The 17708-nt window shown below is 62.2% G+C and carries 16 protein-coding genes and 2 tRNA genes; 8 read left to right on the forward strand and 10 right to left on the reverse strand.

Annotation, left to right across the window (positions count from 1 at the left end; all coding sequences use genetic code 11):
• Positions 1–196: 196 nt before the first annotated feature.
• Positions 197–2293, reverse strand: coding sequence for a M10 family metallopeptidase C-terminal domain-containing protein (locus tag B9A15_RS03750; RefSeq protein ID WP_084408691.1), 2097 nt, complete (start codon positions 2291–2293; stop codon positions 197–199).
• 503 nt (positions 2294–2796) lie between these two features.
• Here B9A15_RS03750 and B9A15_RS03755 point away from each other — a divergent pair.
• Positions 2797–3696, forward strand: coding sequence for a hypothetical protein (locus tag B9A15_RS03755; RefSeq protein WP_084408692.1), 900 nt, complete (start codon positions 2797–2799; stop codon positions 3694–3696).
• A gap of 154 nt (positions 3697–3850) precedes the next feature.
• On the opposite strand, the gene B9A15_RS03760 is transcribed toward B9A15_RS03755, so the two are convergent.
• From B9A15_RS03760 to B9A15_RS23115, 5 genes are all read right to left on the reverse strand, one after another.
• Positions 3851–4156: an ETC complex I subunit gene (locus B9A15_RS03760; protein ID WP_084408693.1), complete on the reverse strand. Its 306-nt coding sequence runs from the start codon at positions 4154–4156 to the stop codon at positions 3851–3853.
• Between the two features lie 135 nt (positions 4157–4291).
• Positions 4292–4368: transfer RNA gene (locus B9A15_RS03765), tRNA-Pro, on the reverse strand.
• A gap of 135 nt (positions 4369–4503) precedes the next feature.
• Positions 4504–4977: a DUF192 domain-containing protein gene (locus B9A15_RS03770; RefSeq protein WP_084408694.1), complete on the reverse strand. Its 474-nt coding sequence runs from the start codon at positions 4975–4977 to the stop codon at positions 4504–4506.
• Between the two features lie 293 nt (positions 4978–5270).
• Positions 5271–5852, reverse strand: coding sequence for a cold-shock protein (locus tag B9A15_RS03775; protein WP_084408695.1), 582 nt, complete (start codon positions 5850–5852; stop codon positions 5271–5273).
• Positions 5853–6144: 292 nt separating this feature from the next.
• Positions 6145–6468 (reverse strand): hypothetical protein, encoded by a 324-nt coding sequence (locus B9A15_RS23115; protein WP_139798184.1) that lies wholly within the window; start codon positions 6466–6468, stop codon positions 6145–6147.
• On the opposite strand from B9A15_RS23115, the gene B9A15_RS23120 reads away from it, so the two are divergent.
• From B9A15_RS23120 to B9A15_RS03795, 4 genes are all read left to right on the forward strand, one after another.
• Positions 6455–6877, forward strand: a complete 423-nt coding sequence (locus B9A15_RS23120) for a hypothetical protein (protein ID WP_139798185.1) — start codon at positions 6455–6457, stop codon at positions 6875–6877. The genes B9A15_RS23115 and B9A15_RS23120 overlap by 14 nt on opposite strands.
• A gap of 435 nt (positions 6878–7312) precedes the next feature.
• Positions 7313–7753 carry a VOC family protein gene (locus tag B9A15_RS03785; protein ID WP_084408697.1) on the forward strand — a complete coding sequence of 147 codons (441 nt, stop codon included), beginning with the start codon at positions 7313–7315 and terminating at the stop codon, positions 7751–7753.
• A gap of 369 nt (positions 7754–8122) precedes the next feature.
• Entirely contained in the window at positions 8123–9229 is a 1107-nt protein-coding gene (locus tag B9A15_RS03790; RefSeq protein ID WP_244556779.1) for a YcbK family protein, read from the forward strand.
• A gap of 156 nt (positions 9230–9385) precedes the next feature.
• A tRNA-Glu gene (locus tag B9A15_RS03795) sits at positions 9386–9461 on the forward strand.
• A gap of 769 nt (positions 9462–10230) precedes the next feature.
• Here the strand turns inward: B9A15_RS03795 and B9A15_RS03800 are convergent.
• The 3 genes from B9A15_RS03800 to B9A15_RS03810 all read right to left on the reverse strand — a co-directional run bounded on the left by B9A15_RS03800 (position 10231) and on the right by B9A15_RS03810 (position 14080).
• Positions 10231–11136, reverse strand: coding sequence for a mechanosensitive ion channel family protein (locus tag B9A15_RS03800; RefSeq protein WP_084408698.1), 906 nt, complete (start codon positions 11134–11136; stop codon positions 10231–10233).
• A gap of 353 nt (positions 11137–11489) precedes the next feature.
• Complete coding sequence (locus tag B9A15_RS03805; protein ID WP_084408699.1) at positions 11490–13442, reverse strand: TRAP transporter large permease subunit; 1953 nt, start codon at positions 13440–13442, stop codon at positions 11490–11492.
• Entirely contained in the window at positions 13439–14080 is a 642-nt protein-coding gene (locus B9A15_RS03810) for a TRAP transporter small permease subunit (RefSeq protein WP_084408700.1), read from the reverse strand. Before B9A15_RS03810 ends, B9A15_RS03805 begins: the two co-directional genes overlap by 4 nt.
• A 284-nt stretch (positions 14081–14364) precedes the next feature.
• Between B9A15_RS03810 and B9A15_RS03815 the strand changes: the two genes are divergently transcribed.
• Genes B9A15_RS03815 through B9A15_RS03825 form a run of 3 tightly spaced genes read left to right on the forward strand, consistent with a single transcriptional unit; the run spans position 14365 to position 16248 of the window.
• Positions 14365–14889, forward strand: coding sequence for a 2,4'-dihydroxyacetophenone dioxygenase family protein (locus tag B9A15_RS03815; protein ID WP_084408701.1), 525 nt, complete (start codon positions 14365–14367; stop codon positions 14887–14889).
• On the forward strand, positions 14867–15652 hold the full coding sequence (locus B9A15_RS03820; protein ID WP_084408702.1) for an SDR family NAD(P)-dependent oxidoreductase: 786 nt from the start codon (positions 14867–14869) through the stop codon (positions 15650–15652). The genes B9A15_RS03815 and B9A15_RS03820 overlap by 23 nt, the downstream gene beginning before the upstream one ends.
• 38 nt (positions 15653–15690) lie before the next feature.
• Positions 15691–16248 carry a regulatory protein RecX gene (locus tag B9A15_RS03825; RefSeq protein WP_084408703.1) on the forward strand — a complete coding sequence of 186 codons (558 nt, stop codon included), beginning with the start codon at positions 15691–15693 and terminating at the stop codon, positions 16246–16248.
• Here the strand turns inward: B9A15_RS03825 and xylA are convergent.
• Positions 16232–17542 (reverse strand): xylose isomerase, encoded by a 1311-nt coding sequence (gene xylA / locus B9A15_RS03830; RefSeq protein WP_084408704.1) that lies wholly within the window; start codon positions 17540–17542, stop codon positions 16232–16234. The genes B9A15_RS03825 and xylA overlap by 17 nt on opposite strands.
• Positions 17543–17708 lie beyond the last annotated feature (166 nt).

The raw sequence follows: 17708 nt of genomic DNA on the forward strand, positions 1-17708 counted from the left end.
TGTCAGCAGCTCGGGCTGCCGCACTGAGCCCGACGCGCCTTCGCTCGAGATCAGATGCAAAAGGCCGCACCGCCCTTCAAAGGGGCGCGCGGCGCGACGTCTCCGTCTTTCGGCTCTTTGCGAGCGGATGATCGAACCCAGCCGGCGCAGGCGGGGCGTACGGCGCCGGCTGGGTTTTATCGGTCGGGTATGTCGATCAGGCGATCGCCATGTCTCCAACCAGATCGTAGACGACGCCGTTCGCAACGGCATTCGCGGTCAAAGCAAGATTTTCGGAGGCTTCCGCGAAGCGATAGAGCACGAAGGCTTCCGATACACCCTTAGCGAGTTCGCCCTTCCAGAAGTCGATGCCGCTCTGTTCACCGGCGCGGCCGAGAATGTTCTCGTAGAGCTTCGAGACATAGAGGTCGGCGCTGGGATTGCTTCCATAAGCGGCGGTGAATTCGGACGAGCGCAGGAAGCCGGCCGCGATCTCTTCGAAGCTCATGCCCTTGTCACCCGCATTGATCCAGAAACCGAGGCCCGGCTCGTCGGGCGCTCGGTTGTATGCGGCCTGATAGGAGCGGAAGACGACGCCCGCGACTTGGTCCGCACCGGTGTCGTAGGCGATCCCCTCGTCGGTGAAGATCACGCGCTCGATCGACGTCAGCGTGTCGGAGCCATCGGCCGAGACGACGGTGCCGTTGTCTCCGGAATGGGTGACCTGAGCCTCGGCCCGTGTCGAGGCGAAACGCGCGCCGTCCACCCCGCCGCCGCCGCGGATGTCGTCGTCACCCTTGCCACCAACGAGGATGTTGCGAACCTCGTTGCCGATGAGGATGTCGTTGCCCGACCCGCCGATGCCGTTCTCGATCGTCGCACCGGAAGCGATGGCGAGATTGTTGCTGGCGGTGATCGAATCGCTGCCGACGCTGGAGAGCGCACCGGCATTGAGATCGAGCGTCTGGCTGCGGGAATAGCCCGACAGGTCGATCGTGTCTTTGCCGCCGGCGTCCCAGATCGTCATGAAGGGCTGGGCGTTGGTCGAGAAGTCGTAGATGCCGCCGGCATTGGCGTTGAACCCGTAGACCGTGTCGCCCGTCCGGGTCGTCATGTTGGCCCCGTAGAGCTGCTGCAACGCCAGGACGTCGGCGACGCCCCAGGTCTGGTTCGCCGGGTCCTCTTCACCGATAGTATCGGGGAAATAGGTCATGATCGAATAGGTATAATAGTCCTGCGCGACCTGAGCGTCCTTCTCGTAGGTGGTCTGGACACCCGCTTCGGCATTGTAGTCGCCCGGATGATTCAAGCCGAGAGCGTGGCCGATTTCATGAATGAGCGTCTGATAGGTATAGCCGGAAACGGTGATATTGCTCGACTGGGTCGCGGTCAGATTGATCCAGACATCGCCGTCAGTCGATTCGGGCGCTGTGTTTCCCGGTGCGCCCGCATTGTTCTGCGTGCCTGGGAAGATGGCGTAGGCTCCCTCGGGTCCGCCATCGTTCTTGTAACTGCCAAAGAGCAGCGTCGCCGCGTCGCTGAGGCCGGTTGGATTGACCTGCGTGAACGTTGCGCCGACATATTCGCTCGTCATTGCGAGAATCTGCTGGACCTTCGCGATTTGTTCGCCATTCAGAGGCGTGAAGGTGCTCAGCGCAAACGCCTCACCCTCTGTGCCTGGCGTTTCACGCGCTGCCCATGTCAAGATGACCGGAGTTCCGGCCTTCGCGGTCCAGGCCCCGTAGAGCACCTTTCCGTCGATCATGTCCGGACGAATCAAGTTCGACGCCTGCATGGCGAGGTCGTAGCCGCCCTTCTGGCCTGCAACGACAGACAGACCATAGGCACCACCGGCATCGGTCACCAGGGACCGATCGCCGGATGCTTCGATATAGTAGACGCCGGCGTTCAAGGAGAGGCCAGCCATCATGGCGTCGAGGCCCGGCCCGCTATCCTTGTCTTCCTGGATCAGGTTGCCATTCTGGTCGAACAGTCGGAGATTGGGATTATCGAGCCTCTGCTCGAGCGCCCCGAGCCCGCTGAGCGAAATCGTATAGACGCCCGTTTCCGCGATTTCGAGGCGGATATAGTCCACGTCGCCATTGGCGGCATTGCCGTGAAAGGCGTTGCCGACATTGATCCGATAGGTCGTCGCGGTGTCGGCGCTCGCATCCATTCCTTCGGACAAGATGCCCGTGACCGATGCCATCGTCGGCTGCGGACCGGGCGCAGCAGACACACCGCTCCCCGTCTCGGCTGCATAGACCATCCCTACCGTCAAGCTATGCTCGAAGCGCCCAGGCAGAGCCATCATCGTTAGTCTCCAGTTTTCGAATTGAGAAATCCGCCATTAGCGGGCGATTCGGTCCGCATTTCAGACAAACTGCGCTCCCCCTCAAAGTTGACGCAGAAAGTCAGCGAACCATATCCAAGCAACGAACAGGTTCGAACTCCGGTCAGCAAAGGCATCGACGACAATGACCTGGAACAACGGTTGTCGAGGCGCCCTTTGACTGGTCAGGCGCAGCCAATCGGTGCTGCGTCCCTGCGAGCGGTTCTGGATGCCAAGATGTTGTTCGAAAGCCGACTTTTCTCAATCGACGACTGCTGCGACATGCGAAGTCGACAATCTTCATGGGAAGAAAACAGCGGACTTTCAATGAAACAAATTCGCATTATAAGCTAGCTTTCGATCTTTAAGGGCTTATGGAGACGCGAAGGTCATACCTTCTATCCGCTGCGGCCTCGGCTTGCCTTGCACGGTGAAAGCCGTCTTCCTCCCGTTTTCGGCAATTCATCCATCATTCGAAGGGGTTCATGTCCGACCAGTCGCTGCTTTCGGCCTTTTCAGATGGTCGCCATCTTCCGGAGTTCAGATCCGTCGATGAGATTTTGGCGCATGCCCGTTTCAACGATGCTGTCATCGTCTTCGTCGATGGGTTGGTCGGGTTATGGTCGCATGACCCAAGACTGCGGCCGATGCTCGAATATGAGCGCGCCGTGTGCTTCATGTTGATCGTTTGTCTTGCCGCGGTCGAAGACGAGGCTCGGCCCGAAACTTGGCTGACTATGGCGCGTCTGCGTGAGATCCTGCCGCAATTGAGCATCGCGCCGGACCGTCCCATCATGGATTTCGTGGGTTCGTTGGTCGAGGACGATCTCATCCGGCTTGAGCCGTCGCCGCTTGACCGCCGGGCCAGGCGCATCGTTCCCTCTCAGCGCATGCTGGAGCTCGACCGCGAATGGCTTTCGGTCATCCACGCGCCGCTGGATTGCCTCTATCCCAACATGACCTACGAGGTCGCGCTCGCGCGGGACGAGGCGCATCACAGAGCCTATCGCCAAGCGTCGGTTCAAGTCTTTGCCGTCGCCAATTACATCATGACCAGCAATCCGCCGGCAGACTATTTCGTCCGGGAGGCGGTTGGCTCGCGGATTTTCGTCATGCTGATGGCTGAGGCCGAGCGCGACCCGGAGCATCGCTCGGACCGCGCGTTCTTGACGCGGGCAGCCGCCCGGGCGGGCGCTTCGCGTACCCATGTCCGAAATGTTCTGAAAGGGGCGGCCGAACGGGGATATTTGCGATTGCCCGAGGGCGGCGACAATCGAATCGAGGCGATGCCCATCCTGATCGAATCCGGCCGACGCTGGGTGGCCGAGTGCCTTGCGGCGACTGACCTGACCCATCGTATCGCGCTCGCCCTTTTGAAGGCGTGAGGCTTAGAGGGAAATGCGATAAATGGGACTTGCCATCTCGCCCTAAGCCGTCGTTTTGAAGCGGATGTGATGGGCGAAAGGTGCCAAGATAGGCGGCGTCGGCTACCAAAGGCGGTCCGCTATGGACCTCTTACGTTACGGGCCAGCCGGCCGCTCAGTGGGTCCAGGGCTGGCGGCGATCGTATTTGAAGTTGTCGGCATAGGCGACGCGCACGCGCTTCGGCGCTTTTTCTTCCTCGACGCGGTAAGGAATATCGTTGCGTTCGGCGTAGTCGATGGCCTGTTCCTTCGTCTCGAAGGTCAGTCGCAACTGGCTCAGCATATCGCCTGACGAGGTGTATCCCATCAACGGATCGATCCGCTTGGGCTCCTGGGGTTCATAGACGAGCAGCCATTCATGGGTCTTGGCCTTGCCCGACTGCATGGCGGTTTTTGCCGGCCGATAAATGCGTGCAACCATCTGGACCCCATCCTCGCGCCCGGACACCGATCCGGCGCCGAATCAGCTTTTCTTCCTGAGCGCCTTGCGTTGATCGTTCCGATGGGCTCGCGTCGATTGGCGACACGACCGAACTGGACCGCCGCGCCCGAGCCATGGTCGGAGCGGCAGGATTCGAACCTGCGACCCTCTGGTCCCAAACCAGATGCGCTACCAGACTGCGCTACGCTCCGCGGGGCTCGGTTGGCCTCGACAGAAGCGATGTGACGAGAACGGCCTTGAAAGTCAAGGCGTATGGCCATGCTCGACCTCCACGAAATGCCGACCATAGTAGCAAATCCTTGAATCGGCCATGGAATGGCCGGCGATCAGCCAGCTTCTCCGGTGATCGCCTTATGCTCGACCTTGTCACCGACCGCGATCCCGAGCCGAGCCACCGCCCCGCCATTCAACTCGAGCACATAACGGACCGGTTCCTTCGAGGAGATGATATCGCGCGACAAGGGCTTGGCGTTGCGTCCTATCGTGCGGATCGTGCCATCCTCGCCGATGAACAACATGTCGAGCGGGATAAGGGTGTTCTCCATCCACATCGACACCATGCGTGTTTCGTCGAAGACGAAAAGCATGCCGTGATCGGCCGCCATCTCTTCGCGGAACATCAGGCCGGTCCGCCGCTCCTCATCGGTGTCGGCGATCTCCACCGTGATGGGCACCGCGCCTTTGTCCGTAACGATTCGCAAGTCGTCGGAGGCGTTTGCCTGGAAGACGAAATAGGCAAGCAGGGCGAAGACCGCAGCAAGTCCAATGAGAGACTTGGAGAAGAGGCTTTTCGTCGTCATGGCTGAACGCAGTCCTTTGGCGCATCGCAGGACGAGTCGTTTTCGCCCCGATACTTCTTCAATCGATCGGCCGCGAACCGGACCGCCAAACGCGCGGATTCCATTTCTTCGCCGTTCGCCGCCGCGCGCAGGATGCGCTCGGGGGATGCCGTTGAAGCTATCCTTAGATCATGGCCATGCCATGAGAAAGCACGCAGCCCCAGAATGAGCCGCTGCGAGACCGTTGCGCGCCACGACCGACGCGACCCGGCTCCATTTGTCCGAGGCGCGTCAGGACGCGGAGTCGTCCCGGTTCAGTGAGATGCGGGTGTCGCCTGTCCGTCGATAGGATGGATCTCGCCGGCCATGCGTCCCTTGTCGCCGATCCCGTAGCGGACGCGCACCTGCTGACCGGGGCGAAGTTCCGTCATGCCGAAGCGCCGGAGCGTCTCCATGTGAATGAAGATGTCGCCGCCGCTCTCATCCGCCGTCAGGAAGCCATAGCCTTTGGTTCGGTTGAACCATTTCACCGTCGCGGTGACGAGGTCGCTGGTGGTGGGCACCGAATTGTGGGTTCGCGCCGGTGGCAGCTGCGAGGGATGCACCGCCGTCGACTGGTCCATCGACAGGACGCGAAAGGCTTGCAGGCCCTTCTCGCCGCGCTGGACCTCGCAGACGACGCGCGCCCCCTCGAGGGCCGTCGTGTAGCCGTCCCGTCTCAGACAGGTGACATGGAGCAGCACATCCGGCGACCGGTCGTCGGGAACGATGAAGCCGAAGCCCTTCGCCACGTCGAACCATTTGATCTGCCCGGACACCACGCCCACCACGAGCCCGGACTGTCCCTCGGAATCGCCACCGAATTCCTGCATCTGTGGAGTTATGCGCTCCGCCATTCGGGGGTTTCCGCCTTTACGCCAACCGAATGGAGAGACTTTAGCATTGACCTTACGGATCGTGGCAAGACCCGATGCGCGTTTCTGCCCATGAAAATCAATCTCCGGGCAAGAATGTGCGCCGCCTTGATCCGTGGAAGCCTGCAACTGCTTGAAGCTGCCGGTCCAAACGGCCGCCAAACCGAGGCTTTAGGTCGGATATGTTTGGCCAGGGTGACATTCGAAAAAGATCAGTATGTGGAACTTTTTCGGGACTCCTTGGGTTCGGGCCTCGGGTACCAGATCACACAGATCAATGGGAGGTTACGCCTATGAAACGCCTCAATATTCTTGCCGCGTCCCTGACTCTTTCCGCCGCCGCTTTCGCGGCGAATGGCGCCTTGGCCAACTGCGCCGACGAACTCGCCCAGCTCAAGAGCGAAGTCGGATCGATGGCCAATGCGGGAAGCGCTGCAAGCGGAGCGCAGGCATCGGGCTCGTCGAACTCGATGGCTTCGGGTAGCTCGACCGGTGACAGCAACGCAAATTCGACCATGAGCGCCGATTCGTCGGCGAGCGGCAGCTCCGCTTCGTCGTCGAATTCCGCTGACGGCGGCCAGAAGATGGCCGCTGACAAGACGCCAGGCGATATGGATCAGGAGGCGGTGACGAAGAACGATCCGACCTTTACGGCGGCCGGCAGCAACGAAGGCCAGAGCGATCGCCCCGACTCGACCGGTGCGCTGAGCGGCATTGCGCCGACGGCAGCGCTGACGGACGAGGCGAGCGGCAATGACGATGCTTCTGAACAGGCCGCGGCGTCCTCGTCTTCAACCAGCGGCCAGTCATCCGGCAATGGTTCGGACGACCAGATGACGACGTCGTCGACGGACGGCTCATCCTCCATGTCCGCGCCAGAAGGTTCGAGCATGAGCGGCGACCAGACCATGGTGACTAGCCATATCGCGGCGGCGCAAATGGCGCTCGACAGCGGCAATGAGGACGCCTGCATGGCAGCCGTCGAACAGGCGCGCCAGTCGATGTGACTGTTCCGCCGATCTGCCGATTGGCGCCGATATCGCCGACCGGGATGCCGGTGTGGCGAGCGAAAGACCGATGTAAAGGGGCCCGCGTGGCCCCTTTTTCGTCTTGGAAACGATGTCCGCCGATCGGGGGAAGACAGGCTGACGATGCGACCTCTTATCCGAGGCAATCACCTCTTCGTGGCTTGGTTGCGGGCGTCGGCTGCTTGGGCCTTGGCGTTGAAGCGCGGGGCCCTATCCTCGCCGGTCCATGCCCGAACCCGGCCGATCTTTTCCAGAGGGCGACCGGGTCCGTTCGCGCTGACAACGGTGATCCTCTGAACGCACCGCTTTGAAAAGGTCGTTGGCAGCCCGAGGGGCGTTTGAGCAAATGATCGGACGAGAATTGATCCGTTGGGTCGATTCCCGTCCGGCAGTATTAGACGGAGAGAAGACCCAATGCGCTATCTGCACACGATGGTCCGCGTCAGCGACCTGGATCAATCGCTGGATTTTTATTGCAATAAGCTCGGCCTCGTCGAGACCCGGCGGATGGAGAACGAAAAAGGGCGCTTCACCCTCGTCTTTCTCGCCGCGCCCGACGATGCTCCCACAGCCAAGGAGACCAAGGCGCCGCTGATGGAGCTGACCTATAACTGGGATCCGGAGACCTATACCGGCGGGCGCAATTTCGGCCATCTCGCCTTCGAAGTGGACGACATTTATGCCACCTGCCAAAAGTTGATGGATGCAGGCGTCACGATCAACCGGCCGCCGCGCGATGGTCACATGGCCTTTGTGAAGTCGCCGGACGGAATTTCTTTCGAACTGTTGCAGAAGGGTTCCTCAAAGGAAGCAGCCGAGCCCTGGGCCTCGATGGAAAACACCGGCAGCTGGTAAGCTTCTGAAAAGCTTTCTGTGTTGGGTGCATCACGACAAAGCCGCAATCGCGCCATAGGCGCGTCCTGAAAGAATGTCGCAGGTCATGCACCGATGAGGCGGCCTGCGACATCGTTTGACTCCGGTTCCGACCCGAGTCTTCACTGAGTTGATCGGGATCGAGTGCCTGGATTTGTTGGCCAAGGGGACGGCCGATCGGTCCGAAAGGGCAGGGACGACAGGCTCGCGCGAGCGTTGGTCGGTCATTCTGCCCGAGGCGTCGAAGGGGTCTTAGGCCAGCTGCCGAGGCGATCGTCCTGACGATGGTTCGCCGGGTATGCCAGGCGAGGAAGACGACAGGCGGGACCTGCCGTGGAAGAGGGATCGAACGTGACGATCGAAGACGTTGCCGGATTGCCGGCACGCGAGAGGAGCCTCGGTCTCCGCTCCGAGACCGCCCGCAAGCCCTTCAGAACCGGCTTGGCCGCATCGCTGCGCGGGCTTCGAGCGGCGCCGCTGGCCGCCGCCAGTCTCCTGCCGCTCCTTGCCGGATGCATGTCCAGCATGAGCGACGTTACGGCTTTCGGTTTCGCTCCGTCAGGATCTGTTTCCGCCAATGCCGCGCCGCTCGACGTCTCCAATGCGCCGGAAGTGGACGTTTCTCGCCTGGGCGACATTGGGGCAGACAGTCAGAGTGAAAAGACCATCCCGGCGGTTTCGGAGGAAGAGGTTCGCGAAGTCGCCCGCGCCGCCGAGGAGGGAAATGCGCAGGCCGGCGGCCAAGGCGCGCGTCCCCTTATCGATGCGTCCGCCCGCCGTGAAGGACTTGCGGCCTATGCCGGCGGCTCCGTGGGCGAGGGGGGCTCGGCCTCCGGCGCGACCGGATCGGGCGGCTCGCTCTTTGCCTCGCTTTTCGCCCGTCAGGAAGCCCGCACCCCGATCGCCAACGGCGAGAAGGGCAAGGGGCGCCGTGTCATTCTGCGTCATGACGGCGCGCCGCAATCGGCGGGCGGAGATGCGCTGCCGGGCGTCGATCCCCGTTCGCTCTTCGAGATCGGCCAACGCAATTCGGCCAATGAAGAGGACGCCATCGAGGATGCTTCCTATCAGATGGCCTCGCTCGGCGGCGGTTTTGCCCGCATGAGCCCCAATGGCCTCAGGGTCGCGCGCGAGGATGTGCGCACCGACTGCTTCCCGCGCGAACTCGTCGGCATGATCCGCGCGATCGAATCGCGCTTCGGCCAGAAGGTCGTCGTAACCTCCGGCTATCGCAGCCCCGAGCACAATCGCCGTGTGCGCGGCGCCAAGCGCTCCCAGCATATGGCCTGCAAGGCCGCCGATATCGTCATTCCGAATGTGGACAATCTGAAGGTCGCGGCCTTTGTCCGGGCCCTGCCGGGACGCGGCGGCGTCGGCACCTACTGCCACACCGAGGCGATCCACGTCGATGTCGGCCCGAAACGCGACTGGAACTGGCGCTGCCGTCGGCGCCGCTAAGCCGGTGCCGGACACCGATCTTTGCCGTTCGAGGAGATGCCGTCACGTTTTGGCATCAGGCAAAGAGAGGGTGAATTCCCTGCGACATTTTTATGTCGCGAACTTCCTCGGAATGGGTTGCGTCTCCCCGCGACTCACCGTATGTGTCCCCTCGCTGCGCCCATCGTCTAGCGGTCTAGGACGCCGCCCTTTCACGGCGGAAACACGGGTTCGAGTCCCGTTGGGCGTACCACCATTTTCCTCGATGACGAGGCTGGTGGTACCGATCGTTCAGGTTCGATCTTTGGGTCGAGCGAGCGATTTTCTTCTCGCTTTTCGATATGTGCGCGGCCTCGTCTCAGCGAGATGCCGACGGGGCGACTGATTGCGAAGCTGACAGCTTCGTCTGTCTCGGCCACCGTGCCGAGAATCCGGAAGCATATCAAAACGTTGACCTCGCCGGCCCCTGGATTCTCGCGACGTAGCTCTACAAGGTTCACACATCCTGCGAAGAGTTGTATCGCAGGGGATTGCAATCGACTACGGTCGTGACAATGCCCTCGGCGACTTGTCTCAGAAGTCGGCAGCAAGCGCCGACGACTTCTCCCCCACGGGGGGAAGGTGCCCGAAGGGCGGATGAGGTGGATTTTCTCTTCGATATCAAGGTTTTCGCCGATCGGCATCTCTCCTATAGAAGCCGTGGCCTAACCCTCATCGCCCGCCGGCACTTCTCCCCCTGGGGGAGAAGCCGAAGCGTCCATGCCGGGCTCTCTTAATCGTCAGCGAGAAAATGTGTGAATGTCGTAGCGACGATGCCCGGGCGTGACGAGCGCGACGAAGGCGCCGCCAGGCATTGCGATGTGCCGAGCACTTCATTTTTACAGACTGAGGAGACGGTCGTGCTCCTTGCTGTCAGCCGACGACATTCACCTATCTTCCCACATGCCTTGAGTAGGACGCCAGAAAATCGATCGTCTGCTAGCGTCTGACCCTCCCAGGTGCCGAGACGCGTCAGGGGTCCCTCACGCCGCTTCGCGCTTCGTCGCCGCGCCTTCTTTCAGCTGGCGGGCGATCTCGCTCCAAGCCTTGGCTTCGCCATCCCGCATTCTGCCTGAGCGCTTTTCGAGGGCGTCGAAGAGGGCGAGTGTGATCTCCTGTTGGAGGGCCGGCGCATCCTTGACGAGGCAATAGATCATCACGTGGAACTGCAATTTGCCGATCTCGCTGGTTCCCACCGTGACCGAGCTTTGCGGGCCGGCGATCTCCGTCCCGGCCTTGCGGGCCACAAATTGGTGGAAGCGGGCCGCAAGTTCGCGGTCGGCGGATAGAACGCGCTCGGCCGTCTGCGTGACGAGCCGCGCGGTCTCGCTGGCGGGCACCGGCGCTTCCATGGTCAGCGTAAAGCGATGGGGCGCGAAATGGCGCGGCTGGGGCTCGACGCGGACGGGGCCGGCCAGAAGCATCGAATTCGGTAGCATGACGGTCCGGGCGGTGCCCATCGCGCCCTCTTCTCGCGGCGACAATTCCATGATCGTCGTCGAGAACAGTCCATGATCGATCACCTCGCCGCGAATGCCATAGAGCTCGATCCGATCCCCCACCTTGAAAAGGTGGCCGCCGAAGCGCAGCACCGAACCGGAGACGCAGAGGATGAGTTCCTTGGTCGCGACGACCAGGGCGACGAGAACCGCCGTCAACGAGAAGAGGGCGTTCTGGATTTCCGAAAGCCAGATGACGAGGAGGGCAAGCGCGAGCAGCGCATTGGTTACCGCGCGCACGGTGAAGCGTCGCTTGCGCATGATGAGCGGATCGCCGCTTCGCCGCGCCAAGGCTTCTCCGACGAGACGCAGGGCGAAGCAGAATGCCGCAACGCCGAGCGACCAGCCAATATTGTCCGCAATGGCGGAGGGAATGAAGAAGCCAGACATCCAACCCTCGAAAAATCGTCTCGTCGAACGCCAAAGCCCATCCGAGCCATCGAGGACGGTCGGAGGCAGGAGATGTGCGTTCGATTGCTGTTCGCTGAAAACCTTGCGCCTTGGTCGTTAAGCGGTCCTTACCCAACTGTGACGATTTCAGGGTATTCGCATGGGCGCTTGATGGCGTCGGCGACGGTTGTCCGAGATGTCGAACAGGTGTCTCGATCGCGGCGTGCGGCAGGGAGTCGAGAGCAAAAGAAAGGCCGGATGCGATCCCTGTCGCATCCGGCCTCGTGGCATTGTTGGGATTGGTTCGTCACGTCTCGAAACCCGAGCCGCGAGAAGGGGTCAGCCGCGTCCGATCAGTTGAACGAAGGCGGTTGGGACAGATCGATGGCGGGCGCCGAGGAACTGCCATTCGGCTCGTTCGCGCCGGACGTCGGAGCCGAGGTATCCGATCCTGTTCCGGACGCAGGGTTTGCTCCTGTAGCGGGTGCATTCGCGTCCGGGCCGCCGAGCTGGAGCGGCGGCAGGCCGAGGCTCGGCTGAGCGGCGCCGCCGGCGGGCGCCGAGCCGGTTCCCGGCGCGGGGGCTGGCAGTCCAAGGGGCGGCAGGCCGAGCGGATTGTTCTGGCCGGACGGTGAGGCTCCGGTGCCGCCAGGAGCCCCGAGCGGGGGGAGGCCGAAACCGTTGCCGCCGCCGATCGAGGGCAGCTGGATCTGGATATTGGCGGGCTCCGCCGGAGCCTGCTCGCCCTTGTAGCGCATCACCATGCCCGGGAACATGATAGTGAGAGCGACCATCACCAGCTGGATGCAGAGGAAAGGGATCGCGCCCCAATAGATCTGGCCTGTGGTGACGGGCTCCATCCGCTTGCCGGTGATGCGGTCGAGATAAGGCACCTTGGCCGCGACCGAGCGCAAATAGAACAGCGCGAAGCCGAAGGGCGGATGCATGAAGCTCGTCTGCATATTGATGCCGAGAAGGACGCCGAACCAGATGAGGTCGATGCCGAGATTCTCGGCCGCCGGCGCCAGCAGCGGAACGATGATGAAGGCGAGCTCGAAGAAGTCGAGGAAAAAGGCGAGGAAGAAGACGAGGATATTGACGACGATCAGGAAGCCGGTTTCGCCGCCGGGCACCGCCGTCAGAAGCTCTTCCACCCAGATATGGCCGTTGACGCCATAGAAGGTCAGCGAGAAGACACGCGCGCCGATGAGGATGAAGAGCACGAAGGCCGAGAGCTTGGCCGTCGATTCCATCGCCTGGGTCATCAGGTCGATATTCAGCTTGCGCTTGCCGAAAGCGAGAATGAGCGCGCCCACGGCGCCCATCGCGCCGCCTTCCGTCGGTGTCGCGACGCCAAGGAAGATCGTGCCGAGAACGAGGAAGATCAGCGCCAGCGGCGGGATCATGACGATGATCACCTGCTGGGCGAGATAGGACATGATCGTCAGCTTGAAGGCCTTGTTGATGACCGCCGCGCTGTAGATGAGAAGAACGCCGATCACCGCGCCCCAGATCACCGCACCCTGATGGACCTCCGGCTCCAGATAGATCGAGGCGACCCAGGAGACGGCGATGGTCAGCACGAGTGCAACAATTAGCGAGGTTACGCCGCCGCCGAGCGTGCGGGCTTCGGGCGGAAGCGCCGGTGCCGACTTGGCGTTGAACATCGTCAGGCCGAAGATATAGGTGACATAGAGCCCGGTCAGGACGAGCGCCGGAACGAGCGCGCCGGAATACATGTCGCCGACGGAGCGGCCGAGCTGATCGGCGAGAACGATCAGGACGAGGGACGGCGGCACGATCTGGGCGAGCGTTCCCGAGGCGACGATGACGCCCGAGGCGAGCCGGCGATCATAGCCGTAGCGCAGCATGATCGGCAGGGAGATAAGGCCCATGGCAATGACGGAAGCGGCGACGACGCCGGTCGTTGCGGCCAGAAGCGCGCCGACGAAAATCACCGCATAGGCAAGGCCGCCCCGCAAGGGGCCGAAGAGCTGGCCGATCGTGTCGAGAAGATCCTCGGCCATGCCGGAGCGTTCGAGGATCAGACCCATGAAGGTGAAGAAGGGAATGGCGAGCAGCGTGTCGTTCGACATGATGCCGCCGAAGAAGCGGTCGGGCAGGGCGCCGAGCAGCGGCCAGAAGAGATTGATGTCCGGCGAGAGCGGCGCGAGCTCGACGCCGATCACGAAGAACAGAAGGCCGTTCGCCGCCAGCGAGAAGGCGACCGGATAGCCGAGTAGGAGGAAGATGACCAACGAGCCGAACATGATCGGCGCGAGGTTGTGGGCGACGAATTCGATCATTTGCGTGCGCCCTCGCGCTGGGCCTGTTCTTCAGCGGTTTTGGGCGTGTCGGCGCCGCCCTGCGGCGTATCGGGCGCAAGAGCCCCGGCCTCCACGGCTTCGGCGGCATGGGTCGCCATCGGCGTCGTGTCCTCGATGCCGGCAAACAGCACGCCACCGCGCTTGATGAGTTCGGAGATCGCCTGAGCCAGAAGCAGGAGGAACCCCGCCAGAAGCAGGGCCTTGGCCGGCCAGACGATGAGGCCGCCGGCATTGGGCGAATATTCCTGCCGCTCGAAGGAGGAAATCACATAGGGCGTCAGCAGCCAGACCATCAAAAGGGTGAAGGGCAGGAGCATGAAGAGGTGGCCCAGAAAATCCACCCAGTCGCGCTGGCGCTTGGTCATCAGGTTGGAAATGATGTCGACGCGGATATGCTCGTTGCGCAAAAGCGTCCATGCGGCGCAGAGCATGAAGATCGCGCCGAAGAGATACCATTGCAATTCGAGCCAGGCATTCGACGAGACGTCGAATATCTTGCGGATGACCGCATTGCCTGCGCTGACGAGGACCACGATCAGGACCAGCCAGGATATGCCGCGTCCGATAAAGGTGGTCACGCGGTCGATCGCGCGTGAGAGTGACAACAAACCTGCCATGCCAGATGCTCCGGGTGAGCCCTTGTCGTTTTTATGTATCTTTGAAGATCAGACGACGTGCCGTTTGCAACGCGCCTCGCTCGCTTGACTGTTCGGGCGCGAATTTCAGTCGCCTCATAATGATTTGGGGCGCATGCTGCAATCGTTCGGGTGGCGTATTTGCCGTCAAACAGGGGACGTGTCGACTTGCCGCCATAGAGGCAGTCGATTGGCGGCGCGTTGCGGGCCATGGAGCCGGGTGCTACGCCCTCGATCCATAAGAGAAAGAAAAGGGAGGAGGGACGATGGCCGTCGCGAAAGACGAAAACGCGCGCATGCCCTATCAATTGGAAATGCCGCGCGACGCACTGCCCGAGATCGTCATTCCGGATGCGATCCCTGAGGATGATCGGCTCTGGGTGCCGCAGGCCGAGAACGTCTGGTTTCGGCCGCTCTGCCTCAACCGGTCGCAGGGTTACTGGATGAACCTGTTGAAGGTGCGCAAGGCCGGCGTCCTGTCGCGCCATCGCCACCCCAATACGGTCCATGGCTTCGTCCTGAAAGGCCGCTGGCGCTATCTCGAACATGACTGGGAAGCGCGCGAGGGCGGCTATGTCTTCGAACCGCCAGGGGAGACCCACACGCTGGTCGTCCCCGAGGATGTCGAGGAGATGATCACCTTCTTCCAGGTCAACGGCATCATGTATTACGTCGATCCCTGGGGAAATCATCTCGGCTATGAGGACGTCTTCACCAAGATCGACATGTGCCGCGCACATTTCGAAAAGGTCGGGCTTGGGGCGGACTATGTCGACCACTTCATCCGCTGAGGCTGGCCGTTTGGCGCAAGCGGGATCGCATGGCTTGTGGCCGGTCGGCTGTTTCGAAGGCTCGAATGTTCTCGTAACTGGCGGCGCCTCGGGGATTGGCGGCGCGCTGGCAGCGGGTTTCCTCGCGCAGGGCGCGAAAGTGACGGTGACCGCGCTGAGCGATGCCGAGCTCGAAGCGGGACAGGCGGTGATGCCGTCTGCCACCTTTCGCCGGCTCGACGTGCGGGACGCGGAGGCCGTCACCTCGCTTCTCGGTGAATTCGATCGGCTCGATCATCTCGTCAATTGCGCCGGTGCGATCCGGCGAGGCGAAGAGCACGATCCGGCGGTCTTTCAGGCGATCGTCGACGTCAATCTGAACGGCACGATGCGGGTCTGCGCTGCCGCGCGGCCTCTCCTAGCCGAGCCGGGCGGGACGATCCTCAACACCGCCTCGATGCTCTCCTTCTTCGGCGGCGGCCTCGTGCCGGCCTATTCGGCCTCGAAAGGCGGCGTCGTGCAGCTGACGAAGTCGCTCGCCATCGCCTACGCCGCCGAGGGCATTCGCGTGAACGCCATCGCGCCGGGCTGGATCGAGACGCCGCTCACCAAGGCGCTGGTCGAGGACCCGGAGCGAAGCGGACCGATCGTTGCGCGCACGGCGATGAAGCGATGGGGCAAGCCGCAGGACCTCGTCGGCGCGGCCCTTTTTCTTGCGTCGCCGCTTGCGAGTTTCGTCACCGGCGTCGTGCTGCCCGTCGATGGCGGCTATCACATCACCTGAAAGCGTGGCCCAAAAACAGGACTCCATCCCCGAGACCCATGCGAACGAGATCGGACAAGCCGCCCAAACCCGTCAGCCGCGAATGGCTGATGCGCGCGGCCGCCCATTATCTGGAGCGCTATGCGTCCTCCTCGGAAAATCTCAGACGGGTCCTGTCGCGAAAAGTCTTGAAGCGTGCGCTTGCGCGCGGCGAGGATGCGGGGGACTTCTCCGCGCTGATCGAAGAGATCGTCGCTCGGTTCGAGGAACTCGGCTTTCTCGACGACGAGGCCTATGCGGAGGCGCGCACCCGATCCTTGCGACGGAAAGGGCTCTCGCAGCGCATGGTCCAAGCCAAGCTCGGGCAGAAGGGCGTGCCGGAAGAGGCGGTCGGCAAGGCGCTGGAGAAGGACGAGACCACCGAGGCCGAAGCCGCCGCCCGCTACGCGCAAAGGCGGCGTCTCGGCCCGTGGCGCAGCCGCGAGCGGATGGCGCGCCGCGACAAGGATATCGCCGCCATGATGCGCGCGGGCTTTGCCTATGGGCTGGCCCGCGACACGATCGATGGCGACGATGCGACCAACTCAGGCGACGAGCCGATCACACATAACGATTGACGACGCCTTCGAGATATTCCTGCCGACCGGAACGCGGCTGCGGATTGAGCCCAAGGGCGCGCTCGGCCACCTGTTCGAAGCTCGTCTCGCCCTTGAGGATCGCCTGGTTTTCCGGCTTGTCCCAACCGGCATAGCGCTCGGCGAGCGGCTTGGTCAGTGCTTCCTCGGCCAGCATCTTCTCGGCGGCCAGAAGCCCGCGCGCGCAGGCATCCATCGAGGCCACATGGGCGATCAAAAGGTCGTCGGGATCGATCGACTGGCGGCGGATCTTGGCGTCGAAGTTCAGACCACCCGTCGAGAAGCCGCCATGTTTCAGCATCTCGTGGAAGACGAGGGCGATCTCCTTGACGTCCATGGCGAACTGGTCGGTATCCCAGCCGAGGAGATCGTCGCCGCGATTGATATCGAGCGAGCCGAAGAGATCGTTGGCATAGGCGACCTTCACCTCGTGATCGAAGGAATGGCCGGCGAGGATCGCATGGTTCTGCTCAAGATTGAGCTTCACGTCGTTGACGAGATCATATTTGCGCAAGAAACCGATGACGGTCGAGGCGTCGAAATCGTATTGGTGCTTGGTCGGCTCCTTGGGTTTCGGCTCGATGAGGATCGGGCCTGAAAAGCCGATCTTGTGCTTGTAATCGACAAGCATCGACAGGAAGCGGCCGAGCTGGTCGAGTTCCTTGGCCATGTCGGTGTTGAGGAGGGTTTCATAGCCCTCGCGTCCGCCCCAACAGACATAATTCGCGCCGCCCAGCCGATGGGTGGCGTCGATCGCCGCTTTCACTTGGCCGACCGCATAGGCGAAGACGTCCGGATCGGGATTGGTGGCCGCGCCCGCCATGTAGCGGCGGTTTGAGAAGAGGTTCGCCGTGCCCCAAAGGAGGCGGACCTTCGCGCTTTCCATCTTCTGAGCGAAAATATCGGTGATCGCTTTCAGATTGTCGTTGGATTCGGAAAGCGAGGCGCCTTCCGGTGCGACATCCACGTCGTGGAAGCTGAAGAACGGGACGTCGAGGATGCGGAACATTTCGAAGGCGACATCGGCCTTCTGCTTGGCAAGGCTGAGCGCGTCGTCGCCATGCATCCAGGGTCGGTTGAAGGTTTCGCCGCCGAAGGGGTCGCCGCCCGGCCAGGTGAAGGAGTGCCAATAGCAGACGGCGAAGCGCATATGGTCTTCCATCCGCTTGCCCATGACCATCCGATCTTTGTCATAGAAGCGATAGGCCAGGGGCGAGGTGCTGTCCGGGCCCTCATAGGCGATGGTGGCGGTGTGGTCGAAGAAGTTCGAGGCCATGTCCGGTATCTTTTCTTGTGGTTCGATCTGTCATGGGCGGGCCAGCCGGTCGATCGGCCTGAAGCCCTTTCAAGCGCCGTCGCTTGAGCGGCGGGCAAGCGGAATGGGGATAGAGCCCTTTCGGGCCGGCTGCGAGCCGGGGCTTTAGCCAAGCGAGCCTGGAATA

The organism is Fulvimarina manganoxydans (assembly GCF_900176465.1).
Taxonomy (GTDB): Bacteria; Pseudomonadota; Alphaproteobacteria; order Rhizobiales; family Rhizobiaceae; genus Fulvimarina; species Fulvimarina manganoxydans.

Excerpts from the sequence above, each read along its gene's own strand:
- B9A15_RS23120 (WP_139798185.1), top strand. The coding sequence starts at position 6,455 with ATGGCCGCTGACAAGACGCCAGGCGATATGGATCAGGAGGCGGTGACG.
- B9A15_RS03800 (WP_084408698.1), bottom strand. The coding sequence starts at position 11,136 with ATGTCTGGCTTCTTCATTCCCTCCGCCATTGCGGACAATATTGGCTGG.
- B9A15_RS03750 (WP_084408691.1), bottom strand. The coding sequence starts at position 2,293 with ATGATGGCTCTGCCTGGGCGCTTCGAGCATAGCTTGACGGTAGGGATG.
- xylA (WP_084408704.1), bottom strand. The coding sequence starts at position 17,542 with ATGGCCTCGAACTTCTTCGACCACACCGCCACCATCGCCTATGAGGGC.
- B9A15_RS03760 (WP_084408693.1), bottom strand. The coding sequence starts at position 4,156 with ATGGTTGCACGCATTTATCGGCCGGCAAAAACCGCCATGCAGTCGGGC.
- B9A15_RS03755 (WP_084408692.1), top strand. The coding sequence starts at position 2,797 with ATGTCCGACCAGTCGCTGCTTTCGGCCTTTTCAGATGGTCGCCATCTT.
- B9A15_RS03785 (WP_084408697.1), top strand. The coding sequence starts at position 7,313 with ATGCGCTATCTGCACACGATGGTCCGCGTCAGCGACCTGGATCAATCG.
- B9A15_RS03805 (WP_084408699.1), bottom strand. The coding sequence starts at position 13,442 with ATGATCGAATTCGTCGCCCACAACCTCGCGCCGATCATGTTCGGCTCG.
- B9A15_RS03810 (WP_084408700.1), bottom strand. The coding sequence starts at position 14,080 with ATGGCAGGTTTGTTGTCACTCTCACGCGCGATCGACCGCGTGACCACC.
- B9A15_RS03770 (WP_084408694.1), bottom strand. The coding sequence starts at position 4,977 with ATGACGACGAAAAGCCTCTTCTCCAAGTCTCTCATTGGACTTGCTGCG.
- B9A15_RS03825 (WP_084408703.1), top strand. The coding sequence starts at position 15,691 with ATGCGAACGAGATCGGACAAGCCGCCCAAACCCGTCAGCCGCGAATGG.
- B9A15_RS03775 (WP_084408695.1), bottom strand. The coding sequence starts at position 5,852 with ATGGCGGAGCGCATAACTCCACAGATGCAGGAATTCGGTGGCGATTCC.
- B9A15_RS03815 (WP_084408701.1), top strand. The coding sequence starts at position 14,365 with ATGGCCGTCGCGAAAGACGAAAACGCGCGCATGCCCTATCAATTGGAA.
- B9A15_RS03820 (WP_084408702.1), top strand. The coding sequence starts at position 14,867 with ATGTCGACCACTTCATCCGCTGAGGCTGGCCGTTTGGCGCAAGCGGGA.